Annotated in this window: 20 protein-coding genes; 15 read left to right on the top strand and 5 right to left on the bottom strand. The window is 68.0% G+C overall.

The window, feature by feature from the left end; translation table 11 throughout:
* Positions 1–23 precede the first annotated feature (23 nt).
* Complete coding sequence (gene hemC / locus ACWH43_RS17990) at positions 24–962, top strand: hydroxymethylbilane synthase (RefSeq protein WP_158443893.1); 939 nt, start codon at positions 24–26, stop codon at positions 960–962.
* 134 nt (positions 963–1,096) lie between these two features.
* On the opposite strand, the gene ACWH43_RS17985 is transcribed toward hemC, so the two are convergent.
* Entirely contained in the window at positions 1,097–1,303 is a 207-nt protein-coding gene (locus tag ACWH43_RS17985; protein WP_158443894.1) for a hypothetical protein, read from the bottom strand.
* Between the two features lie 386 nt (positions 1,304–1,689).
* Here ACWH43_RS17985 and ACWH43_RS17980 point away from each other — a divergent pair, with 386 nt between their 5' ends.
* The 6 genes from ACWH43_RS17980 (at position 1,690) to ACWH43_RS17955 (ending at position 9,496) form a co-directional block, all read left to right on the top strand.
* Positions 1,690–3,174: a M81 family metallopeptidase gene (locus ACWH43_RS17980; protein WP_158443895.1), complete on the top strand. Its 1,485-nt coding sequence runs from the start codon at positions 1,690–1,692 to the stop codon at positions 3,172–3,174.
* A 49-nt stretch (positions 3,175–3,223) separates the two neighbouring features.
* Complete coding sequence (locus ACWH43_RS17975) at positions 3,224–4,846, top strand: amidohydrolase (RefSeq protein ID WP_158443896.1); 1,623 nt, start codon at positions 3,224–3,226, stop codon at positions 4,844–4,846.
* A gap of 119 nt (positions 4,847–4,965) precedes the next feature.
* Positions 4,966–6,555 carry an ABC transporter substrate-binding protein gene (locus ACWH43_RS17970; RefSeq protein ID WP_260348163.1) on the top strand — a complete coding sequence of 530 codons (1,590 nt, stop codon included), beginning with the start codon at positions 4,966–4,968 and terminating at the stop codon, positions 6,553–6,555.
* Positions 6,556–6,762: 207 nt separating this feature from the next.
* Positions 6,763–7,698, top strand: a complete 936-nt coding sequence (locus tag ACWH43_RS17965; protein ID WP_158446752.1) for an ABC transporter permease — start codon at positions 6,763–6,765, stop codon at positions 7,696–7,698.
* A 9-nt stretch (positions 7,699–7,707) separates the two neighbouring features.
* Positions 7,708–8,529, top strand: a complete 822-nt coding sequence (locus ACWH43_RS17960) for an ABC transporter permease (RefSeq protein ID WP_158446751.1) — start codon at positions 7,708–7,710, stop codon at positions 8,527–8,529.
* Positions 8,530–8,539: 10 nt separating this feature from the next.
* The gene (locus tag ACWH43_RS17955) at positions 8,540–9,496 is read left to right on the top strand and encodes a succinylglutamate desuccinylase/aspartoacylase family protein (protein WP_158446750.1); all 957 of its coding nucleotides are present in this window, start codon (positions 8,540–8,542) and stop codon (positions 9,494–9,496) included.
* Between the two features lie 92 nt (positions 9,497–9,588).
* On the opposite strand, the gene ACWH43_RS17950 is transcribed toward ACWH43_RS17955, so the two are convergent.
* Positions 9,589–10,782 carry a hypothetical protein gene (locus ACWH43_RS17950; protein WP_158446749.1) on the bottom strand — a complete coding sequence of 398 codons (1,194 nt, stop codon included), beginning with the start codon at positions 10,780–10,782 and terminating at the stop codon, positions 9,589–9,591.
* 260 nt (positions 10,783–11,042) lie between these two features.
* Here ACWH43_RS17950 and ACWH43_RS17945 point away from each other — a divergent pair, with 260 nt between their 5' ends.
* Complete coding sequence (locus ACWH43_RS17945; RefSeq protein ID WP_158446748.1) at positions 11,043–11,348, top strand: hypothetical protein; 306 nt, start codon at positions 11,043–11,045, stop codon at positions 11,346–11,348.
* Positions 11,349–11,396: 48 nt separating this feature from the next.
* Here the strand turns inward: ACWH43_RS17945 and ACWH43_RS17940 are convergent, their stop codons facing one another.
* A complete protein-coding gene (locus tag ACWH43_RS17940) occupies positions 11,397–13,385 on the bottom strand; it encodes an acetyl/propionyl/methylcrotonyl-CoA carboxylase subunit alpha (protein ID WP_158448147.1) in 1,989 nt (662 codons plus the stop codon).
* A gap of 160 nt (positions 13,386–13,545) precedes the next feature.
* Positions 13,546–15,123, bottom strand: a complete 1,578-nt coding sequence (locus ACWH43_RS17935) for an acyl-CoA carboxylase subunit beta (RefSeq protein WP_158444530.1) — start codon at positions 15,121–15,123, stop codon at positions 13,546–13,548.
* 258 nt (positions 15,124–15,381) lie between these two features.
* On the opposite strand from ACWH43_RS17935, the gene ACWH43_RS17930 reads away from it, so the two are divergent.
* The 3 genes from ACWH43_RS17930 to ACWH43_RS17920 all read left to right on the top strand — a co-directional run bounded on the left by ACWH43_RS17930 (position 15,382) and on the right by ACWH43_RS17920 (position 18,496).
* The gene (locus ACWH43_RS17930; protein ID WP_158444531.1) at positions 15,382–16,560 is read left to right on the top strand and encodes an acyl-CoA dehydrogenase family protein; all 1,179 of its coding nucleotides are present in this window, start codon (positions 15,382–15,384) and stop codon (positions 16,558–16,560) included.
* A gap of 169 nt (positions 16,561–16,729) precedes the next feature.
* Positions 16,730–17,335 carry a TetR/AcrR family transcriptional regulator gene (locus ACWH43_RS17925; RefSeq protein WP_158444532.1) on the top strand — a complete coding sequence of 202 codons (606 nt, stop codon included), beginning with the start codon at positions 16,730–16,732 and terminating at the stop codon, positions 17,333–17,335.
* Between the two features lie 117 nt (positions 17,336–17,452).
* Positions 17,453–18,496, top strand: coding sequence for a histone deacetylase family protein (locus tag ACWH43_RS17920; RefSeq protein WP_158444533.1), 1,044 nt, complete (start codon positions 17,453–17,455; stop codon positions 18,494–18,496).
* Between the two features lie 148 nt (positions 18,497–18,644).
* Here the strand turns inward: ACWH43_RS17920 and ACWH43_RS17915 are convergent, their stop codons facing one another.
* A complete protein-coding gene (locus ACWH43_RS17915; protein WP_158444534.1) occupies positions 18,645–20,201 on the bottom strand; it encodes an acetolactate synthase large subunit in 1,557 nt (518 codons plus the stop codon).
* 250 nt (positions 20,202–20,451) lie between these two features.
* Between ACWH43_RS17915 and ACWH43_RS17910 the strand changes: the two genes are divergently transcribed.
* The 4 genes from ACWH43_RS17910 (at position 20,452) to ACWH43_RS17895 (ending at position 23,698) form a co-directional block, all read left to right on the top strand.
* A complete protein-coding gene (locus ACWH43_RS17910; protein WP_158444535.1) occupies positions 20,452–21,411 on the top strand; it encodes an ABC transporter substrate-binding protein in 960 nt (319 codons plus the stop codon).
* Between the two features lie 171 nt (positions 21,412–21,582).
* Positions 21,583–22,152 (top strand): mismatch-specific DNA-glycosylase, encoded by a 570-nt coding sequence (locus ACWH43_RS17905; RefSeq protein WP_158444536.1) that lies wholly within the window; start codon positions 21,583–21,585, stop codon positions 22,150–22,152.
* Complete coding sequence (locus tag ACWH43_RS17900; protein WP_158444537.1) at positions 22,149–22,922, top strand: ABC transporter permease; 774 nt, start codon at positions 22,149–22,151, stop codon at positions 22,920–22,922. Before ACWH43_RS17905 ends, ACWH43_RS17900 begins: the two co-directional genes overlap by 4 nt.
* Positions 22,919–23,698: an ABC transporter ATP-binding protein gene (locus tag ACWH43_RS17895; RefSeq protein ID WP_260348100.1), complete on the top strand. Its 780-nt coding sequence runs from the start codon at positions 22,919–22,921 to the stop codon at positions 23,696–23,698. Before ACWH43_RS17900 ends, ACWH43_RS17895 begins: the two co-directional genes overlap by 4 nt.
* Positions 23,699–23,767 lie beyond the last annotated feature (69 nt).

Here is a 23,767-nt window from a genome sequence, read left to right as displayed (position 1 = left end):
AGAGAAGGACGGAAGTTCAGCCCATGCATCTGAGGATCGGCACGCGCCGCAGCCCGCTGGCGATGGCCCAGACCCATCATGTCATGGGCTTGATCAAGGCGAAGGTTCCGCAGGCCGAATTCACCCTCTGCCAGATCGCGACGATCGCCGACCGGGACCGGAAGTCGGAGTTCCATCAGTTCGGCATGGTCGGGGTCTTCGCCGTCGAGCACGAGCAGCAGCTCGTCAAGGGCGAGGTCGACTTCGTCGTGCATTCGCTCAAGGACCTGCCGACGACGCTGCATGAAGGGCTGACCCTCGCCTCGGTGCCGGAGCGCGAGGACCCGCGCGACGGTCTCTGCGGCGCCACCATGCTGAGCCTGCGTCAGGGCGCCCATGTCGGCACCGGCTCCCTGCGCCGCCGCGCCCAGATCCTCAGCCTCAGGCCCGACGTGACCGTGGTGCCGATCCGCGGCAATGTCGGCCCGCGCCTCGCCAAGATCGACGGCGAGGACGCGCTCGACGCCGTCATCCTGGCCTGCGCCGGGTTGAAGCGGCTGGGGCTCGACGAGGCTTCTTCGGAGGTGCTCGACGCGATGCGCTTCCCCTATGCCGTCGGGCAGGGCGCGCTGGGGCTCGAGGCGCGGGCCGGCGACGAGGCCGTCATCGCGGTGCTGAAGGCGATCGAATGCCCGAAGGCGCGGGCCGAGGTGGAGGCCGAGCGGGCGATGATGCACGCTCTCGGCGCCGGCTGCAGCCTGCCGGTCGGGGCCTGCGCGGAATGGAAGGACGGTGCGCTGACGCTGCACGCCCAGGTCACTTCGATCGACGGTTCCGAGCATGTCGTCGCTGCCGAGTCCGGTCCGCCGGAGCAGGCGGAGCGGATCGGGGTCGCCGCGGCCGAGGTGCTGAAGCAGCGCGGCGGGGCCAGGATCCTCGAGACCAGCTTCCGCGGCTATTATCCGAGCTTCAAGAGCCTCTGACGCCGTGCGGGCGGCTGCCGGCGCCTGATTGTCGGGAAAGCGGGAGCCCCGGCCACCGCCAGGAGGTCCGGGGCTTGTGAAGGCGTCGCCGCCTATTCGGGGCGGCTGTGGCCTTGCGGCTTGGCGCCTTGGGCTCAGAGCGTCTGCGCGATGTCGCGGTGACGCGCGGCGAAATGCGCCGCCTCCTGCCGGAACAGCATCCAGGCCGGCTGCGGGCTCTCATGCCCGGGCGCCTGCATCGACATGGTGAACGGGCCCTTGTTGCCGGCCGGCTTGTCGGGGTCGATCCGGGCTGCACGGCACATCGCGCGGGCGATCCGCTTGATTCTCTCTTCGTCCATCTCCCTCTCCGCCGTGAAGGTTCAGCAGCGGGGGAACGCCGAATCGGCGCTGCGGGTTCCTCCCTGGAGAGAATTAGTTTATCCAGCGATTCCAGATGATTATGCGGATTTGCTGATTTTTTCGGCACCGCTGCGGCCAGGCTCGCCTTTGCCGGCGCCTCGGGCGTGGCGGCTGCCGGAGATAGGCAGGAACGCCAGGGCGGCGCCTCTCGCCGGGGGAGCCCGGCCAGCTCAAGATGCTCCCCTTAAGTTCAGCATATTCACCGCTGGCGGACAAGCGGTTGCAGCCAGGGGCATGTATGCGCTGAAATCAGTGGTGGCGGTGCCGGTGAACCGCCAAGACTGTCAAAAAAATTGAGCGGGACAAAAAATTGAGCGGGGGATGAATGACGCGGCGCGTGCTGATTGCCGAATTCATGCATGAGACGAATACGTTCAGTGTTCAGCTCACGGACGAGGCCGCCTTCCGGGCGCATGGCGCCTATCGCGACAACGAAATCCCCGAGGCCTTCCGGGGCACCCGCAGCGCGATGGGCGCCGCCTTCGAGGCGGCTGGGAAATTCGGCTGGAGCCTGGTCCATCCGCTGGTGACCGGCGCCAATCCGTCGGGGCGCGTCACCGATGCCGCCTTCGACCTCTTTGCCGGATGGATCGTCGGAGCGGCCGACGGGGTCGACGGCGTGCTGCTGCATCTGCACGGCGCGATGGCGACCGAAAGCTCCGACGACGGCGAGGGCGAATTGCTGGCGCGGCTGCGCAGGCGCATCGGCCCGGACGTGCCCGTGGTCGTGGTGCTCGACCTGCATGCGACCGTCACGCAGCTTATGGCCGACAACGCCAATGCCCTGATCTCCTACCGGACCTATCCGCATATCGACCAGTACGAACGCACCTGGCAGGCGGCCGAATTGCTGGAACGCGCCATGAAGGGCGAGATCCGGCCCAAGGTCGCGCTCGCCCGCCGGCCGATCCTCTATGCGCTCGACGGCGGGCGCACGACCTCGCCGCCCTTCCTGGAGCTGCTGCGCCGCGGCGATACGCTGGAGGCTTCCGGCGAGGCGCTGGTCGTCAGCGTCCAGGCCGGCTTCTCCTCGGCCGACGTTCACGATATCGGCCCTTCGGTCGCGGTCACGGCCGATGATCGCGGCAAGGCTCAAGGCATCGCCGAGGAGCTGATGGACTATGCCTGGGAGCAGCGCCATTTCTCCTCGATCCATTTCACGCCGCTGGCGGAAGCCATCATGCGCGCCAAGGCCGGCGAGGCCGATGCCGGCAAGCCCGGCGCCAAGCCGCTGGTGATCTCCGATTATTCCGACAATCCCGGCTCCGGCGCCTATGGCGACGCCACCCATCTGCTGCGCGCCGTGCTGGCGGCGAAGCTGAAGAATGTCGGCTTCCATGCGATCTGCGACCCGCAAGCCGTGCTTGCGGCGCAGGCTGCCGGCGTCGGCAACCGCGTCCGGCTGAAGCTCGGCGGCAAGGTCGATCCGACGATGGGCGGCGGGCCGCTCGATCTCGACGCCCATGTCGTGGCGCTGACCGACGGCCATTTCATCTGCTACGGCCCGATGGGCGGCGGCACCTGGCGCCATTACGGGCTCTCGGCGCTGCTCAGGGTCGACGATGTCGAGATCGTCGTCATCACCCATAACGGCCAGGCGACGGACCTCGCCCAGTTCACCTCGCTCGGCGTCGATCCGACGCGGAAATCGACGGTGATCGTCAAGTCGATGCAGCATTTCCGCGCCGCCTTCGAGCCGATCGCCCGCGAGGTGCTGGAGGTCGATACCGGCGCGCTCTCGACCCGCAATTTCAAGGAGCGGCCCTACCGGAAGGTGCGCCGGCCGATCTTCCCGCTCGACGACATCTGACCGCGGGCCGGACAGGGCCGGCGCCGCGACAGGCATTCAGGAGGAAACCATGGCAGTGCAGGCCGATATCGTGTTGCGCAACGGCCCGATCTGGTGCGGGCGCGAGGAGGGCGTGGTCGCGGCGCTGGCGATCTTCCGCGACAAGGTTCTGGCCGCCGGAAGCGAGGCCGAGATCGCGCCGCTGATCGGGCCCAGGACCCGCGTGATCGACCTGAAGGGGCGGCTGGCGACGCCGGGCCTCAACGATTCGCACCTGCATCTCGTCTCGCTCGGCATGACCATGGGCTGGGTCGATTCCAAGCCGGAGGCCGCGCCGACGCTGGAGGCGCTGCTCGACGCCATCGCGGCCCGCGCCGCGCAGTCGAAGCCGGGCGAGTGGATCCTCTCGCGCGGCTACGACCAGACCAAGCTCGATGTCGGCCGCCACCCCCGGCGCGAGGAACTCGACCGCGCCGCGCCGGACAATCCCGTCATGCTGGTGCGGACCTGCGGCCATATCGCCATCTGCAACTCGCAGGCGCTGCGCCTCGGCGGCATCGACGAAAGCTCCCCGACGCCGCAGGGCGGGCTGATCGAGCAGGAGAACGGCCGCCTCACCGGCCTGCTCGCCGAGAATGCCCGCGCCCCGGTGCAGGCCGCGATCCCGCCCGCGACCGAGGAGGACATCATCGCCGGCATCGAGCGCGGCGGCCGCTACCTGCTCTCGCTCGGCATCACGAGCTGCATGGACGCCGCCGTCGGCCAGAAGGGCGGCTTCGGCGAGATCGCGGCCTACGCCAGAGCCAAGCGCGACGGGCGCCTGCCAGTGCGCACCTGGCTGACGCTGCTCGGCGACGACGGCCGCTCGATCGTGCCGCAATGCCATGAGGCCGGGCTGATTTCCGGCACCGGCGACGACATGCTGATGATCGGCGCGGTCAAGCTCTTCCTCGACGGCTCGGCCGGCGGCCGCACCGCCTGGATGAGCGAGCCCTATCTCGGCGAGGACAAGACCAAAGGCGTCTGGATGTGGGAGGATGCCGAGCTCGAGCGCATGGTGATGGACGCCCATGTGAAGGGCTACCAGCTCGCCTGCCACGCCATCGGCGACGCCGCGATCGAGCAGCTCATCACCGCATACGAGAAGGCGCTCGCCGCCCATCCCGATCCCGACCGCCGCCATCGCATCGAGCATTGCGGCTTCTCGACGCCGGCCCAGCACGCGCGCATGGTCAAGGCCGGCATCTATCCCTGCCCGCAGCAGGTCTTCATCCATGATTTCGGCGATGCCTATGTGGAGGTGCTCGGGCCGGAGCGGGCGCTGCCGAGCTATCCTTTCCGCACCTGGTTCGATCTCGGCCTGAAGCCGGCGACGGGCAGCGACGCGCCGGTCTGCGACCCGAACCCCTTCCCGAACTTCCACACCATGCTGACCCGCAAGACCTGGAAGGGCACGGTGATGGACGCTGCGCAGCGCGTCTCGATCGAGGAGGCGCTGCAGGCCTATACCGAATACGGCGCCTTCTCGCAGAAGCGGGAGCATGTGAAAGGCCGGCTCGCGCCGGGCTTCCTCGCCGATGTCGCCGTGTTCTCGCGCGACCTGCTGACCGCCGACCCGGCCGATATCCTGAACGATACGCGCTGCGACCTCACCATCCTCGGCGGCGAGGTCGTCTACGAGCGGGCGCCCTGACCGAAGGGCTAAACCGGCAAGGGGCAGACAAGCGCGGCAAAGCCGCTATGGTTCCACTTGGAAGCAAAAACTCCGGATCAGCCGGAGCCGATGAAGAAACGGGAGGAGCAATCGTGTTGTTGAAGAAACTGGCCTTCGCCACCGCATTGACGCTGGCGGCGTTCACCGTGCAGGCGCAGGCCCAGGAGCCGCGCCATGGCGGGACGATCCGCTTCACCGCGCCCTATGGCGCGTCCTTCGTCAGCAATGACAGCCATGTCTCGAACCAGATCCAGGACGAGATCTACGGCTATGCGCTGCACAGCATGCTCTACAAATGGGATGCCAAGAACGGCAAGCCGGCGCTCGACCTCGCCAAGAGCGTGACGGTCTCGCCGGACGGCAAGACCTACACCTACAAGCTGCGCGACGACGCGCTCTTCCATAACGGCCGCAAGATGACGGCCGACGACATCATCTGGTCCTATACCCGCATCATGGACGGGTCGAAGAACTATCCGGGTGCCCGCTACATCGCCCGCATCGTCGGCGCGACCGACGTCCAGAAAGGGACGGCCAAGGAGATCTCCGGCCTCAAGAAGATCGACGACTTCACCCTGGAGATGACGCTGACGGACAAGGCCGATCCCGGCTACTTCCTGTTCCAGGCGACCACCGCGATCATGCCCGCCAAGGAGGCGCAGGCGCCGGACTTCTTCAACAAGCCGATCGGGCTGGGTCCCTTCAAGTTCGTCGAGCACGTCCCCGGCTCGCGCATGGTCTTCGAGAAGTGGGAGAAATACTACCAGCCCGGCAAGCCCTATGCCGACAAGCTGGTGATCTCGCCGATGGGCGAGGCGGCGGCGCGCGACGTCGCCTTCCGCAACAAGGAGATCGACGTCTCGATCCTGGGCTCGACCCAGTATGTCGCCTACAAGGCCGACCCGAACCTGTCGAAGGGCCTGCTTGAAGTCGCGGAAGTCTTCACCCGCAACATGGGCATGAACCCCGCGTTCAAGCCCTTCTCCGACAAGCGCGTGCGCCAGGCGATCAACTACGCGATCGACAGCGACCTGATCATCAAGCGCCTGGTCCGCGACAAGGCCTATCGCGCGGTGAGCTGGCTGCCGCTCTCCTCGCCGGCCTTCGACAAGAACGCCAAGCCCTATGCCTATGATCCGGAGAAGGCCAAGAAGCTGCTGGCCGAGGCCGGCTATCCCGACGGCTTCGAGTTCGAATGGACCGCGACGCCGAACGAGAGCTGGGGCATCCCGATCGTCGAGGCGACGATCCCGATGCTCGCCAAGGTCGGCATCAAGGTGAAGGTCAAGCCGGTCGAGACCTCGGCGCTGGGCGGCGTCATCGTGAAGGGCGATTTCCAGGCCTATATCTGGTCGAACACCTCCGGCCCGGATTCGCTGACGGCGCTGAAATGCTTCCATTCGTCGACGCCGCGCTCCTCCTGCAACTACACCACCTTCAAGAACGCGGCCTATGACAAGCTGATCGACGACGCTTCGGCCGAGACCGATGCGGCCAAGCAGCTCGAACTCCTGAAGAAGGCCAACGCCCTGCTGCAGGACGAGGCCCCCGTCTGGTTCTTCAACTACAACAAGGCGGTCATGGCCTATCAGCCCTGGCTGCACGGCCTCCAGCCGAACGCGACGGAGCTCGCGCTCCAGCGCTATGAGGACCTCTGGGTCGACGCCACCTCGCCCGCGGCGAAATAGGCCGCGCTACGCCACCCGGCCTAGCCGTCCGGGTGGCGGAACCGCTCCGGTCATCCCGGACAAGCGGCAAAGCCGCGCCGATCCGGGATCCATGCCTGAACCGTTCCGGCATGGATCCCGGGTCTGCGCTTCGCTCCGCCCGGGATGACGCTGGAACAAGACCTTTCCGATAGCGGCATGCCGGCCCGCCGCAATCAGGAGCTCGCCATGCTGCCTTATGTCTCTCGCCGCCTGCTGCAGGCGGTCCCGATCCTGCTGGCGGTCGCGGCGCTGATCTTCGTGCTGTTCAGCGTCATCCCCGGCAATTTCGCCACCAGCCAGATGGCCGACGGGCGCAGCAATATCGACGCCGAGACCATCGCGCGGATGAACGAGCAGTTCGGCCTCAACGACCCGCTGCCTTTGCGTTTCGCCAAATATGTCGGCGGGCTCGCCACCTTCGATCTCGGCGATTCCTTCCGCACCCGCCAGCCGGTGACCGGGCTGATCGGCGAGCGGCTCTGGCCGAGCCTGCAGCTCGCCTTCGCCGCCATGCTCTTCGCCGTCGTCGTCGGCGTGCCGCTCGGCTTCCTGGCGGCGCTGAAGCCGGGAAGCTGGGTCGACATGCTCTCGATGGTCTTCGCCGTCTCGGGGCTGTCGCTGCCGATGTTCTGGCTGGGCCTGCTGCTGATGTACGCCTTCGCCCTGACGCTCGGCTGGTTCCCGAGCTTCGGCTATGGCGACGGCGACCCGCGCTACATCGTGCTGCCGGCGATCGCGCTCGGCGTCTCGCCGCTGGCGCTTTTGGCGCGAACGGCCCGGGCGGCGGTGCTGGAGGTGATGCATGCCGATTTCGTCCGCACGGCTCGCGCCAAGGGTGCCGGCTCCTATCGGGTGATGCGCTGGCATGTCGCGCGCAACGCGCTCGTCATCGTGCTGACCACGCTCGGGCTGCAGTTCGGCTCGGTGCTGGGCCAGGCCGTGGTGGTCGAAAAGCTGTTCGCCTGGCCGGGCCTCGGCTCGCTCCTGGTCGACAGCGTCACCTGGCGCGACATCCCGGTCGTGCAGGGCTGCATCCTGACCATCGTCCTGTTCTTCCTCGTCGTGAACATCGCCGTCGACGTGCTCTGCGCCGTCGTCGATCCGCGCATCAAGTACAGCTAGGTCGCCCGCATGAAGTTCCGTGCCAATCTCTGGATCGGCGCCACCTGCTTCGCGCTCGTCGTGGCAGGCGGCGTCTTCGCCCCCTGGTTCGCCCATACCGACCCGGTGATGGACGCCAATCTGATGAATGCCGAGATCCCGCCGGGCTCGGAATTCTGGTTCGGCACCGACGCGCAGGGCCGCGACATCTACAGCCGCGTGCTCTACGGCGCCCGCATCTCGCTGACGGTCGGCATCGTCTCGCAGCTCATCAACACGGTGATCGGCGTGGCGCTCGGGCTCTCGGCCGCCTATTGGGGCGGCTGGTGGGACGATTTCGTCAACGGCCTCACCAATATGATGCTGGCGATCCCCTCGCTGATCTTCGCGCTGGCGATCATGGCGATCCTCAATCCGGGCCTGACCAGCCTGCTGATCGCGCTCGGCCTGACCAACTGGTCCTTCACCTGCCGGCTGACGCGGGCCGCCGCGCTCTCGGTCAAGCAGCTCGGCTATGTCGAGGCGGCGCGCTCGCTCGGCTATGGCACTTTCCGCATCATGCTGACCCAGATTCTGCCCAATGTCGCCGGCCCGATCATCGTCATCGGCACGCTCGGCATGGGCGGCGCGGTGCTGGCGGAGGCTTCGCTCTCCTTCCTCGGCCTCGGCATCCGCCCGCCCTTCCCGAGCTGGGGCTCGATGCTCTCGGATGCGCGCGACCAGATCTCGACCGCGCCCTGGATCTCGATCTTCCCGGGCCTGGCGATTTTCCTCACCGTGCTCGGCCTCAACCTGCTAGGGGACGGCCTGCGCGACATCCTCGATCCGCATTCCCAGCTCCGCAAAGCCTGACCAGAGACCGATGACGACCGAAGACACGCTCGATCCGCCGCTCGAAACCGTCCGCTTCCATGGGCTGAGAGCGGGGCCGAAGCTGCTTGTCTTCGGCGCCGTCCACGGCAACGAGACCTGCGGGCCGAACGCGATCGCGCGCGTGGTCGAGGATTGCCGCGCCGGGCGCGTCTCGATCCGGCGCGGCGAGGTCACCTTCCTGCCGGTCGCCAATCCCAAGGCCTATCGGCAGAACACCCGCGAGGGCGACCGCAACCTCAACCGCGACCTGCGCGTGCGGCCCCAGCCGGCCGACAACGAGGACCGGATCGGCAATCGCCTGACCGCCATCCTCGAAGAGCACGACATGCTGCTCGACGTCCATTCCTTCACGGGGGAGGGCGTGCCCTTCGTCTTCTTCGGGCCGCAGGACAATCGCGGCACGCTCGAGCCCTTCCGCCATGCCGCGGCCGAAATCGCCTTTGCCGGCTGTCTCGGGGTCGAGCTGATGATCCATGGCTGGCTCGACATCTATGTCCGGCTGATCGCGGCGCGCGAGCGGCTGAACCTGCCGCGCCTCGCCGTCACCGAGGGCTTCGGCACCACCGAATACATGCGTTTCGCCGGCGGTTACGGCGTGACGCTCGAATGCGGCCGGCATGACGATCCGGCCTCCGTCGAGGTCGGCTACCGGGCGATCCGCAACGTCCTCGCCCATCTCGGCCTGACCGACGAGGCGCCGCCCGCCGCGGCGAAGCGCACCGTCGTCCATATGGACGACCTCGTCATCTGCGAGGCCGAGGGCGACCGCATCGAGGGAACGTGGAAGACCGGGGATAGCGTCGCCAGCGGTACCCCGATCGCCCGCCGCGCCGACGGCACGGTCGTGACCATGCCGCGCGACGGCTTCATCATTTTCCCCAACCCCAAAGCGAAGCCGGGGGAGGGCATCTGCTATCTCGGCACGCAGAGCACCCGGACGCCGTGACGCGACGGCGCCGCGCCCATTCGATCCCGCTTTCCGCTCCGGGCGCGCCGCCCTGTCGCGGCATCCCGGGATGAAGGCCGAAGGCGGGCGGTTCAGCCTTCGCTCCTGGCCTTGCTCTCGCCTTTGGCCTTGCCGTCTCGGCTCAGGTCGATCTGCTTCTGCAGCCCGAGCAGCAGGTTGAAGGAATCGACCGGCGTCAGCCCGGTCTCCTTGGTCCGGCGCCATTGCCCCGAAGCGGTCGCCGTCAGCCCGTCGCCGAGCGCCCGCTGGTATTCGAGCCCGATGCTCTTCTGGTCGGAGCGGGCGTCGAGCCCGACATAGTCGTCGGTCTTGCGCCGCGCCACCAGGCTCACCGCGTTGCGCTCGTCGATCCTGGCGGTCAGCTTCGCCTCATGCGTGGTGACGAGGTCGATGACCGTGAAGGGCAGCGTGGTGTCCTCGACGGCGCGGTTCGAGCCGAGTTCGAGCGTGAGGGCCTTCCAGGGCAGCTTGAGCTTCGCCGTATAGAGCAGGCTGTCGACGGTATCGAACTCCTTGTCCGGGAAGGTGGCGCGGAAGGGCGACAGCGAGCCTTCCAGCGCGGCCTCGCCGATCAGGGTCGAGAAGAACAGGTTCGGTTGCAGCCGGTAATGGTCGCGGCGCAGCCCGATATAGTCCATGCCGTCGAAATAGCGCAGTTGCGAGGCGCCGAAGGAGAAGCCGATCTCGGTCTGCCCGCTCTTCCAGGCGAGGCCGGCGGTTCCCGCGAGCGTCCCGAAGTTCTGGTTGTGCGGCAGGAAATCGCCGAGATTGAAGACGTTGCGCTCGTTCAGCGCCGTGACGCGCGCCTCGGCGCTGCCGAAGAGGCGAAACGGGCCGATCCCGTGGTCGATCCGCTCGCGCCAGGCCAGGCTGCTCTTGCGGCGCGACCAGGTCTGCTCGTCGCCGGCGGTGAGGGAGGACTGGATCACCGTCGCCGCCCCGGGGCTGAGGCTGTGCCTCAGCGTCAGCGCATGGGCGCGCGAGGCGGCGAGGTTGCGCGGGTCGTATTGCGTTTCCAGCAATGTCAGGTTGAGGCCGTAGCCGTCCTCGATCGTGCCGTGAAGGTAATCCCAGCTTGCATAGAGCGCGGCGACGGGGCTGCCCTTCTCGCCCTCCACGCCTGACGGATTGCTGTCGAAGCCGCCCTTCAGCCCGACGACCGCGACCGAGCGCTCCGGGATTGGCGAAGCATTCTCGGCGCCGGACGCCGTGCGGGCGCTCGCCACAAGGACCAACGCCAGAGGAATGGAGAGAACATGCTTCATGTCGCCCTCGATGATGTGGCGACGTTAGATATCTATACTTAATATTTGGTTTCCATATGTATGTATTCAAATAGGAGTTCAGAATAGTAAATAGATATACATGAACATTGTCTTCATAAGTATTTGTCGATTCCGGGTGGTCCTGCCGTTAACGGTAGCAAGTATGGTTAACCAATGGATAAGGTTGTCTTGGCGGATATATGCAACTTATACGATGTGTCATCGCTTCGATGCCCGGAGCGACACCAGGGGAGAGTGAGATGAAATACGCGTTTGTACTCGCTGCGGTTGCGGCTTTCGCTGTGTCGCCGGCCCTGGCGGGCGGCCGTGGCGGCTCCTTGGCGGGCGGTTCCCTGCTGGGCGGCGTCCTGGCGCCGGTCACGGCGGCCGTCTCCGGCGTCCAGCTCAATGCGCTCAACAATGTCAGCGTGCTGAGCGGCAGCCCGATCGCCAACGGCAACAAGCTCGGCGTCGTCGCGCCGGTCAAGGCGATCGTCAGCAAGAACGGTCTGGTCGGCGGCCTGCTCGGCGGCCTCGGCCTGGGTCACGGCTGCGGCTGCAACTGAGTCGGGTCGGCGGAGGAGGGAGGCCCGGCCTTCCTCCTCTCGTCCCGGTCAGGCCGGCGCGATCGCGATCAGCAATTCGCCGGCCGCGGCCGTCGCGCCCGGCCTGGCCGCGACCCGCATGACGGTTCCGGCCGCCGGGCTTTTCAGGTCCATGAACAGCTTCATCGATTCGAGCACGGCGACGGTCTGCCCCATGGCGACACTGTCGCCTTCCTTCACATGGATGGCGGCGATGGTGCCCGGCATGGTCGCGCGCACCGAATCGCCGGCGCTGCCCGCCGCCTGGCGGGCCGCCGCCTCCGCCGCGACGGCGAGCGCGATCTCGACGCGCCCTTCGCGGGCGCCCCAGCGCAGCCACACCCCGCCCTCGTCCCGCACCGCATCGACCGTCAGGCGCCGGCCGTCGAGCATCGCCGGCCAGCGCGTCGGCTCGCTCCGCTCCGGCAGGGCGACAGTGGTTTCGCCGCTTTCCGCCACGACGCGGAAGCTGCAGTCCCGGCTTTCGACCTTGAGCCGGCGGGACGTGCCGGCATCGCTCAGCGCAAGATGGCTCGTGCCGGGTCTTCCGGCGGTGCCGAGCACCCTGAAATCGCCCAGCGCGCCCCAGGGGCCGGCAGCCCTCGGCCCGGTGCCGCTCAGCCAGATCGCGGCGGCGAGCGCATCGCGCGCGCCAGCCTCCTCCCGGCGCGGCCGCCAGCCGGCGGGCCAGGCCTCGGCGATGAACAGCGTCGTCGCCTCGCCAGCGGCAAAGACCGGCTGGCGCAAGGCGTCGACGAGGAAGGGCCGGATCGTCGCCGGCCCCAATACGGTCATGCGCGCGAGGCCGTCGGCGAGGCGCCGACGCGCCGCCTCGCGGTCGGGGCCATGGGCGATGACCTTGGCCAGCATCGAATCGTAGAAGGGCGAGACCGTGCTGCCGGTTTCGACGCCGCTGTCGACGCGCAGGCCCTCGGGCTCCCGCCAGAGCGCGATCGTGCCGGTGTCGGGCCGGAAGCCCTCATCGGCGCGCTCCGCGGTCAGCCGCGCCTCGATGGCGTGGCCGGTGCAGGCGATCTCCGCCTGGCCGAGCGGCAGCGTTTCGCCGGCGGCGATGCGGATCTGCCATTCGACGAGGTCGAGCCCGGTGATCGCCTCCGTCACCGGATGCTCGACCTGAAGCCGGGTGTTCATCTCGAGGAAGAAGACGTCCTGCGTCACCGCATCGACCAGGAATTCCACCGTGCCGAGATTGTCGTAGGCAATGGCGCGGGAGAGCTTCAGCGCGTGCCCGTGCAGCGCGGCGCGGGTCTCGGGCTTGAGGTTCGGCGCCGGCGCCTCCTCCAGCAGCTTCTGGTTGGAGCGCTGCACCGAGCAGTCGCGCTCGAACAGATGGACGATGTTGCCGTGCCTGTCGCCGGCAACCTGCACCTCGACATGGCGCGGCCGCGTCACGAATTTCTCGATCAGCAGGCGCCCGTCGCCGAAGGCGGCCTCGGCCTCGCGGCCGGCGGCGGTGATCGCGGCGTCGAGATCGGCCTCGGCCTCGACCTTGCGGATGCCCTTGCCGCCGCCGCCGGCCGAGGCTTTCACCATCACCGGCAGGCCGATGCGCAAAGCCTCGCGCTTCAGCGTCGCGGGCGACTGGTCGGCGCCGTCATAGCCCGGTACGCCAGGGACCCCGGCTTCGCGCGCGATCTGCTTGGAGCGGATCTTGTCGCCCATCGCCGCGATGGCGGAAGCGGACGGGCCGATGAAGGCGATGCCGTTCGCCTCGCAGGCGGCGATCAGGTCGAGCCGCTCCGACAGGAAGCCGTAGCCCGGATGGATCGCCTGCGCGCCGGTCTGCAATGCGGCCTCGATGATGCGGTCGGCGCGCAGATAGGAGTCGCGCGCCGGGGCCGGGCCGATCGGCACGGCCGTGTCGGCGAGCCGGACATGCAGCGCGTCCGCGTCGGCCTGCGAATAGACCGCGACGGCGCGGATGCCGAGCTTGCGGCAGGTGCGGATGATGCGGCAGGCGATCTCGCCGCGATTGGCGATGAGGATTGTGTCGAACATCAGTGCACCTTTGTCATTCCGGGGCTTCGCGCAGCGAAGAACCCGGAACCCACGACTGGGCGGGCGTTGAAGTCTGGAATCGGGTTCACCCAGTCGTGGGTTCCGGGTGCGGCCCGTCGGGCCGCCCCGGAATGACGGTGGAGGTTGTCCCGCATCGCCGTCACATCCGGTAGACCGGCCGCTTGCCGGTGTCGCGCGGTTCGCCGGCCGCGAGCGCGAGGCACAGCCCCAGCACGTCGCGCGTCTGCGCCGGCTCGATGATGCCGTCGTCCCAGAGCCGGGCGGTGGCGTAATAGGGGTCGCTCTGCTCCTCGAACTGGGCGCGGGTGCGCCGGTCGAGCTCGGCGATGGCCGCTTCGTCCGCCGTGCCCTTCAGCGATTGCCGGCGCAGTTCCGTCACCACGGTCGCGGCGACCTCCGGGCTCATCGTCGCGATCCGGGCATTGGGCCAGGAGAACAGGAAGCGCGGGCGGAAGCCGCGCCCGCACATGCCGTAATTGCCGGCGCCATAGGAGCCGCCGATCAGCACGGTGTATTTCGGCACCCGCGCATTCGAGACGGCATAGACCAGCTTGGCCGAATGCTTGGCGATGCCGCCGCGCTCGGCCTCGGTGCCGACCATGAAGCCGGTGATGTTCTGCAGGAACAGCAGCGGAATCTGGCGCTGGTCGCAAAGCGCGATGAAATGCGCACCCTTGATCGCGCTTTCCGAGAACAGCACGCCGTTATTGGCGAGGATGCCGACCGGATAGCCGTGGATATGGGCGAAGCCGGTGACGAGCGTCGCGCCGTAATCCGGCTTGAAGGCGCTGAAGGCGCTGTCGTCGACCATGCGGGCGATCACCTCGCGCACGTCATAGGGCCGGCGCAGATCGGTCGGCACGATGTCGACCAGATCGGCCGGGTCGAGCCTCGGTGCGGCGGGCGCCTGCAGCGGCGGCGTGATCCTGCCGATCTCGCCGAGCGCGCCAACGATCTCGCGCAGCTTGGCGAGCCCTTCCATCTCGGTCAGGGCGAGATGGTCGCTGACGCCGGAGGTGAGCGTATGCATTTCCGCCCCGCCCAGCGTCTCGCCGTCGACGATCTCGTGCACCGCCGCCTTCACGATCGGCGGGCCGCCGAGATGAATGCGCCCCGTCCCCTTGACCATGATGACCTGGTCGGACAGCGCCGGGATATAGGCGCCGCCGGCCGTCGCGCCGCCGAAGACGATCGAGATCTGCGGGATGCCTGCGGCCGACATCCGGCACTGGTTGTAGAAGGAGCCGCCGAAATGGTCCCGGTCGGGGAAGACCCGGTCCTGCTCCGGCAGGAAGGCGCCGCCGCAATCGACGAGATAGAGGCAGGGCAGGCGATGCTCCTCGGCGATCTCCTGCGCCCGCAGATGCTTGCGCACCGTCTCGGCGAAGAAGGAGCCGCCTTTCACCGTGGCGTCGTTGGCGATCAGCATGCAGGCGCGGCCCTGCACGATGCCGATGCCGGTGACGATGCCCGCGCCGGGCACCTCGTTGCCGTAGAGCCCCCAGGCCGCCAGCGGCGAGAGTTCGAGGAAAGGCGTCTGCGGATCGAGCAGGAGGTCGATGCGCTCGCGCACCATGATCTTGCCGCGCGCCTCGTGCCGGGCGCGCAGCTTCTCGCCGCCGCCCTGCGCGACGAGGCCGTGGCGCTCACGCAGCGTCTCCAGCATGGCGAAGAGCGGGGGAGGGGTGGCGATCGCTGAAGAGGTTGCTTCCGACATGCCGACTCCCGCTGGTTGTCATCCCGGGCGAGGCCCTTGGGCCGATCTCCGATCGGCCCAAGGATGAACTTCGCGGAGACCCGGGATCCATGCCTGAACCGTTCCGGCAAGGATCCCGGATCGGCGCCGCTATCGCGGCTTGCCCGGGATGGCCTGTTCTTCTTCTGGCAAATGACCGAGCTTGATCTCGCCGCGACATTCACCTACCTTCCGGTAGGTAGTCCGATCGCGGCGCCGCGGTCAAGCAGGGAGGAAGCCATGTCCGCCGTCGAGACGCTTGCAGGCGGGGGCGCGCGCCGCTCGCCCTATTTCACCGAGGAGCACGAGGCGCTGCGCGACCAGGTCCGCCGTTTCGTCGAGACCGAAATCAAGCCGCACGCCCTGCAATGGGAGGAGGACGGCTTCGTTCCGCGCGAATTGCTGCGCAAGATGGGCGCGCTCGGCTTCTTCGGCATCCGCTACCCGGCTGAATATGGCGGCTCGGAGATGGACACGCTCGCGACCGTCGTGCTGGCGGAGGAGCTCGGCCGCTCGACCTTCTCGGGCGTCGCGATCACGGCGCTGGTTCATACCGACATGGCTTCGGTCCATATCGCCAATGCCGGCTCCAAGGCGCAGAAGGACAAGTATCTCCCCGATATCATCGCCGGCGAGAAGATCGTCGCGGTCGCCGTCACCGAGCCCGATGCCGGCTCGGACGTGAAGGGCATCCGCACCACGGCGCGGCGCGAGGGCGACCATTACGTCCTCAACGGCGCCAAGATGTTCATCACCAACGGCGTCCATGCCGATCTCTACTGCGTCGCCGCCAAGACAGATCCGCAGGGGCGCCCCTCGCAATCGGTCTCGATCTTCATCGTCGAGAAGGGCACGCCGGGTTTTTCGGTCTCGCGCGCGCTCGACAAGCATGGCTGGCGCTCCTCCGATACCGCCGAGCTGTCCTTCGTCGATTGCAAGGTGCCGGCCGAGAACCTGCTCGGGCAGGAGGGCCGCGGCTTCTACGCGATCATGAGCAATTTCCAGAACGAGCGCACCGTGATCGGCGCCATGGCGATCGGCGAGTCGCAGGCCGCGATCGACCTGACGCTGGATTATGTGAAGACGCGCAAGGCTTTCGGCGCGCCGCTCTGGGAGAAGCAGGCGATCCGTCAGCGCCTCGCGGAGCTCTCGGGCAAGGTCGAGGCCGGGCGCCAGCTCGTCTATCACGCCGCCTGGCTCGATGCGCAGGGCTTCGACGCCACCCGCGAGGTCTCGATGGTCAAGGCCTATTGCGGCGAGCTGGTCAACGAGGTGATGTATGACTGCCTGCAGTTCCATGGCGGCATGGGTTATATGCGCGAGAGCGCGATCGAGCGCATGACCCGCGACGCCCGCGTCCAGTCCATCGGCGGCGGCGCCACCGAGGTGATGCTCGAAGAGGTGGCGAAGCGGCTGTGATGACGCTCCACCGTCATTCCGGGGCATCGCGTAGCGATGAGCCCGGAACCCGTGCACTCGGGTTTATCCGGACGATGCGCGACGAATCCGGCGCCTCTCGTGGCATGGGCGGTGTTCATGGGTTCCGGGCTCGGGCCTTCGGCCAGCCCCGGAATGACGGGGGCGGACAGTGAGCGCCTCGCCGGAACGACTCCAGCGCGACACCGAAACCGGCTCCCGCCGCCAGATTCTCGACCATGCCGCGCGGCTACTGCGCAATGGCGGCTATCACCAGACGACGTTGCGCGAGATCGCCGAGGCGGTCGGCATCCGCAAGGCGAGCCTCTACTACCACTTCGCCTCGAAGGAGGAGATCGTCGAGGCCGTGGTGAATGACGGCGTGCGCTTCGTGCATGAGGGCGTCGTCGCCGCGCTCGCCGCGACCGAGGGCGAGGCTCCCCGAGTGCGGCTGGAGGCGGCGATCCGCGGCCATCTCGCGGCGCTGCACGGCCATGGCGACTACACCACCGCCAGCATCAAGGTCTTCAATTTCGGTGCCGCGCCGGCCCCGGAGAGCGTGCGCGCCGTGCGTCGTGCCTATGAGGAGGTCTGGCGCGGGCTGATCGCCGAATTGCAGCAGGCCGGCGCGCTGCCGCGAGAGCGCTCGCCCGATGTGCTGCGCAATTTCCTGCTCGGCGCCCTCAACGGCTCGACCGACTGGTACCGCCCGGAACGCCACGACATCGCGACGCTGGCGCGCGAATTCGCGGCGCTGATCTCGCCGGAAGCGGCCTGAGCGCTCCGTCCCGGATGCAGGGGCTCATGGCGTGGAACGACTGGCGGAGGCCGGGCAGCTTGCTACGATGACGGCTGATTGCCGCCATGGCGGCCCTGCCAGAGGATTCTCCAGCCGATGCGTGCCTTCTACCATCCCGAGCAGGCGCTCCACGATCCCCAGCAATATATGCGTTTCGGCAAGGTCGTCGCGCCCAAGGACCTGCCGGAGCGCACGGACAAGCTGCTCGGCGCGCTGAAGAAACACGGCATCGCGCCGGAGCGGCCGGCCGCCCACGGCGTCGCGCCGATCCTCGCCATCCACGACAAGGGCTTCGTCGATTTCCTGCAGACGGCCTGGAGCCGCTGGCAGGAATTGCCGGCCGAGCGCGGGCCCGAGGTCTGGCCGAGCACCTTCCCCTATTGGAGCGGCCGGCCCGAGGAGGATGTCCGCCCGCCCTGCCGCCCGACCGGCTTCATCGGCCAGCTCGGCTGGTATCTGGGCGATCTCTCGGTTCCGATTGGGGAGCATTGCTGGCATTCGACCCTGCGCTCGGCCGAGACGGCGGTCTCCGCTGCCGATGCGGTCCTGTCGGGCGAGCACGCCGTCTATGCGCTCTGCCGCCCGTCCGGCCACCATGCCCGTGCCGACCGCGCCACCGGCTTCTGCTACGTCAACAACACGGCCGTCGCCGCCCAGCGCCTGCGCTCGACATTCGGCAAGGTCGCGATCCTCGACGTCGACGCCCATCACGGCGACGGCACGCAGCAGATCTTCTACCGCCGGCCCGACGTGCTGACGGTCTCGATCCATGCCGACCCGTCGAACTACTATCCCTTCTATACCGGCTACGAGGATGAGCGCGGCAACGGGCCGGGCGAGGGCTTCAACCTCAACCTGCCGCTCGCCCATGGCGCCGGCGGCGCCGAGATGCAGGCGGCCGTCGACTGGGCCGGCAGGGCGATCCGCGATTTCGGTGCCGAGGTACTGGTCGTGGCGCTCGGCTACGACGCCCATAAGGACGACCCGATCGGCGTGCTGAAGCTGGAGGCGTCCGATTTCGGCACGATCGGCCGGCAGGTGAAGGCGCTCGGCCTGCCGACGCTGGTGGTGCAGGAAGGCGGCTACGCCATCGCGGCGATCGGCGATTGCCTCGATGCGTTCCTGGGCGGGTTCAAATAGCGCCCGTCATCCCGTGTCAGCGCCGCAGCGTGAAACGCTGCGGCGCTGACACGGGACCGCGAGCAGAATGAGGCGCCTCTTCCTGAAGGCGGTCCCGCATCTGCGCAGCGGCTGCTCACGTGCCGCGGCGCGTGCGGGATGACACCCTTCAGATCGCCGCCTCGATCAGGAACGGCCCCTTCTTCGCCAGCGCGGCCTTGAACAGGCTGGCGAACTCCTCGGCCGTGGTCGCCCGGGCGGCTTCGACGCCCATGCCGCGCGCCATCGACACCCAGTCCAGCGCCGGCTCGTCGATATTGAGCATCAGCGTGGCGTTGCGGCCGAAATCGTTGACGCCGACGGCGCGCATCTCGCCATGCAGGATCTGATAGGTCCGGTTGGCGAAGACGACCGTGACGACGTCGAGATTCTCGCGCGCCTGCGTCCACAGCCCCTGAACCGTGTACATGCCCGAGCCGTCGGCCTGCATGCCGATGACCTTGCGGTCCGGGCAGGCGACGGCCGCGCCGACGGCGAGCGGGATGCCTTCGCCGATCGCCCCGCCGGTGAGCTGGATGTAGTCGTGCTGCGGCGCGCTGTGGCAATCATAGTAGAAGCTGCGGCCCGACGAGACGGATTCGTCGCAGACGATGCAGTTCTCCGGCAGCAGGGCCGAGACGATGGCGCAGGCCTTGTCGGCGTCGAGCTTGCCGGTCGGCAGGCCGGGCTCATCCTTGCGCGGCGGGGCGATATAGGCCGGCGCCGTCTTCGTCGCGCCCGTCTCCTCGGCGAGGGCGGCGATCGCGGCCGGCAGGTCGTCGCCGGGGCTGGCGAGGGTCGCGACCTCGCAGCCCTCGGGGACGAGCCGGCCGGGCTTGCCGGGATAGGCGAAGAAGCCGACCGGAACCTGCGCGCCGACCAGCACCAGATAGTCGACGTCCTTGAGCTGCTCGAGCGCCTTGTCGATCGGGTAGAAGATCTTCGGCATGGCGACGCGGCCGGCGCCGCGCTGGATGCGCCCGTTCGACATCTGGCTGAAGATCTTCGCGCCCGTCGCGGCGCAGATCCGGGCCGCCATCTCCATCGGCTGCTCGCGCAGCGCAAGGCCGGTCAGCATGATCGCGGCGCGCGCGCCATGCTTGCGCAGCCCGGCGGCGACGGCGCGCAGCGTGGCCGGATCGACCTGCTTCAGCGCCGGCAGCTTCACCGGCTTCAGCGCGGCGGGCTCGACGCTGTTCCAGGCACAGTCGGCCGGCAGGATCACGGTGGTGACGCCGGGAAGGGTCAGGGAGGCGACATAGGCCTCCTCGATCGCCGGGCCGACATCCTGCGCCGAGGCGATGCGCCGGACGAAATGCGACATCGGATGCGCCAGGCTCTCGATGTCGCTGGTCAGCGGCGCGTCGTGCTGGAGGTGATAGGTGGCGTGATCGCCGACGACATTGATCATCGGGGTGCGGGCGCGCCTGGCATTGTGCATGTTGGCGAGCGCGTTGGCCATGCCGGGGCCGCAATGCAGCAGCGTCGCGGCCGGCTTGTCGGCCATGCGGGCATAGCCGTCGGCGGCGCCGGTGACCACGCCCTCGAACAGGCCGAGCACGCAGCGCATCTGCGGCTTGCGGTCGAGCGCCGCCACGAAATGCATCTCCGAGGTGCCCGGATTGGCGAAACAGACATCGACATCGTTGACCAGCAGCGTGTCGCAAAGGCGGTCGGCACCGTTCATCCGGGAAACCTCAGAAAGACTGGAAGAGAACAGAGGCGAAGCGCCTCGCGCGGATGAGGGGAGAAAATTGCGGAGCGGATGTCAAACGAGAGAATGTCATGGCTTTCCCAAGCGGCCGTGATCGGCCGCTTGACGGATTTGCATAGGCATTTAACGTCGCTTGGAACGAGGCTTGCATCGCGCCGGGAATGAGGCTCCGGATCTCCGGGGCGGCGGTGCGGGCCGGACAATGCAGGGGAAGGTTTCAACCATGGCAGCATTCACGCGCATCGGCACCGCGCTCGGCCTCGGCCTCGCGGCATGTCTCGCGGCCGGCGGCGCGCAGGCGCAGACGAAGGTCGCGATCGGCATCTCCGGCTGGACCGGCTTCGCGCCGCTCGTCCTGGCCAAGGAGGCCGGCATCTTCGCCAAGAACGGCCTCGACGTGACGATCAAGAAGATCCCGCAGAAGGACCGCCACCTCGCCATCGCCTCGGGCGACGTCCAGTGCGCCGCGACCACGGTCGAGACCTGGCTGGTCTGGGATGCGGCCGGGATCAAGACCAAGCAGATCTTCCAGCTCGACAAGAGCTACGGTGCCGACGGCATGGTGGTGCGCAAGGACATCGCCGCGATCAAGGACCTGAAGGGCAAGACCGTCGCGGCCTCGGCGCCGGGCACCTCGCCCTATTTCGCGCTCGCCTGGATGCTCAAGGAGAACGGCCTGTCGGTGAAGGACGTCAAGGTCGTCAACATGGAGCCCGGCCCGGCCGCGCAGGCCTTCATCGCCGGCCAGAACGACGCCGCGCTGACCTACGAGCCCTATCTCTCGGCGGTGCGCGAGAAGCCGGATGCCGGCAAGATCATCGCCACCACCCTCGATTATCCGATGGTGATGGACACGGTCGGCTGCACGCCGGCCTTCCTCGCCGACGAGAAGGCCGCGGCCGCGCTGACCAGGAGCTATTTCGAGGCCCTCGACATGATCAAGAAGGACCAGGCCAAGGCCTATGAGATCATGGGCGCCGATGTGAAGCAGACCGGCGAGCAGTTCGGCAAGTCGGCGGCCTATCTGCGCTGGTCGGATGCCGAGGGGAACAGGACGTTCTTCGCCGGCGAGTGGCAGGCCTTCAACGCCAAGGCGGCCGAGGTGCTGCTGGAGATCGGCCTGATCAAGGCGAAGCCCGACCTCGCTTCTCTGGTCGACACCCGCTTCGTCGAGGGCAAGTGAGGCGAGGGCAAGTGAGGCGAGGGGCATTCTGAAAGCAGCGAGCCATTCCGGGCGACCGCAGGGAGGCCCGGGATCCGTGCCGGAGCTTGGCTTGCGGAGGCTCAGGCATGGATCCCGGATCTTCGCTCCGCCGCGTCCGGCATGGCTCCGTCGTTCCGGATATTGCCTGGCATGACCGAACCCGCTTCTCGGCACGAGGGCCGCAAGGCGACCACGGGCTGCGAACAGGCGGCCCCGATCCTGCCGGATGTCCTGGAGCCCGGCCTGCATGTCGTCTTCTGCGGCACGCAGGCCGGCGCCGCCTCGGCGGCGCGCGGCGCCTATTACGCCGGCCCGGGCAACAAGTTCTGGACGATCATCCATCAGGTCGGGCTGGTGCCGGAGCGGTTCGCTCCGGAGCGCTTCCGCGAGCTGCCGCGCTGGGGCATCGGCCTCACCGACGTCGCCAAGCGCAGCTCGGGCCCGGATTCCAACCTGCGCGGCGACCATTTCGACGTCGCCGGCCTGCGGGGGCGGATCGCCGCGCATCGCCCGCGCCTGCTCGCCTTCAACGGCAAGCGCGCGGCGCGGGCCGCGCTCGGCGCGGCCGCCGGCCCGCTCGCCTATGGCCGGCAGCCCGGCACCTTCGCCGGCGCGGGAATCTTCGTCCTGCCCTCGACCTCCGGCGCGGCGGCGGGCTACTGGTCGCCCGAACCCTGGAAGGAGCTGGCGCTCGCCATGACGGAGCTCGACACGCCATGAAACCGCTCAGGCCCGTCTCGGCGACGGAGCGCATCGGCTACGGCATCGCCTTCTTCGCGCTCTTCGTCGCGCTCTGGTCGGCCGCCACCTTCGGCGGCTATGTGCAGCGCCTGTTCCTGGCCGACCCGCTGACCATGGTCGGCGAAGGCTGGAGCCTGATGACCCGCTACGGCTTCGGCTTCGACATCCTGATGACCGTCTGGCGCGTCGTCGGCGGCTTCGTCCTGGCGGCGCTGGTCGCCCTGCCGCTCGGCATCCTGATGGGCGCCTACAAGCCGATCGAGGCGTTCCTGGAGCCCTTCGTCTCCTTCGCGCGCTATCTGCCGGCCTCGGCCTTCATTCCCCTGCTGATCCTCTGGGCCGGCATCGGCGAGACCCAGAAGCTGCTCGTCATCTTCCTCGGCTCGGTCTTCCAGCTCATCCTGATGATCGCGGTCGCGGTCGGCGGGGTCCGGCGCGATCTCGTCGACGCCGCCTACACGCTCGGCGCCAGCGACCGGTCGGTGGTGCGCCGCGTGCTCCTGCCCAATGCGGCGCCGCAGATCGCCGAGATCTTCCGCCTCGTGCTCGGCTGGGCCTGGACCTATGTCATCGTCGCCGAGCTGATCGGCTCGTCCTCCGGCATCGGCCACATGATCACCGACAGCCAGGCGCTGCTCAACACCGGGCAGATCATCTTCGGCATCATCGTCATCGGGCTGATCGGCCTGGTCTCGGATTTCCTGTTCAAGGCGGTCAACCAGCGCCTGTTCCCATGGGCGCGCCTATGAGCAAACTCGTTATCGAGAATGTCGGCAAGGTCTTCCCGGGCCAGCACGGCGCCGAGCCGACGCGGGCGCTGATGCCGACCACGCTCACCGTGGCCGACAACGACTTCATCGCCATCCTCGGTCCCTCGGGCTGCGGCAAGTCCACGCTGCTGCGCATCGTCGGCGGGCTGGAAAGCGCGAGCGAGGGCCGGGTCATGCTCGACGGCGCGGCCGTCGCGGGGCCGGGCGCCGATCGCGGCTTCGTCTTCCAGAGCTACACGCTCTTCCCCTGGCTCACCGTGCAGCAGAACATCGCCTTCGGCCTGCGCGAGAAAGGCTTGCCGGAAGCCGAACGGCTGAAAATCGCCCGCGACTGGGCCGGGCGCGTCGGCCTCTCCGGCTTCGTCGACCATTTCCCGAAGCAGCTTTCCGGCGGCATGCAGCAGCGCACCGCGATCGCCCGCGCGCTCGCCAACGACCCCAAGATCCTGCTGCTCGACGAGCCCTTCGGCGCGCTCGACAACCAGACCCGCTCGCTGATGCAGGAGATGCTGCTCGGCATCTGGGAGCGCGAGCGCAAGACCGTGCTTTTCGTCACCCACGACATCGAGGAGGCGATCTTCGTCGGTTCCCGCGTGGTCGTGATGAGCGCCAGGCCGGGGCGGATCAAGGCCGACATCCCGGTCGAGCTGCCGCATCCGCGACCCTACACGATCAAGACCAGCCGGGAATTCGTGGCGCTGAAGGAGCGGCTGGTCGAGGAAATCCGCGCCGAGGTCGTGGCCGCCGGGCCCTGAACCGGGCTTGCGCTCCCGCAGGGCGGCCATGCTTCCTTTGCGGGCTGTCGGGAATTATGCTGCGCTGTC

Source organism: Allobosea minatitlanensis (assembly GCF_964020775.1).
Note: the sequence above shows the minus strand (reverse complement) of the source record. Positions and strands in the feature narration are given on the sequence as shown.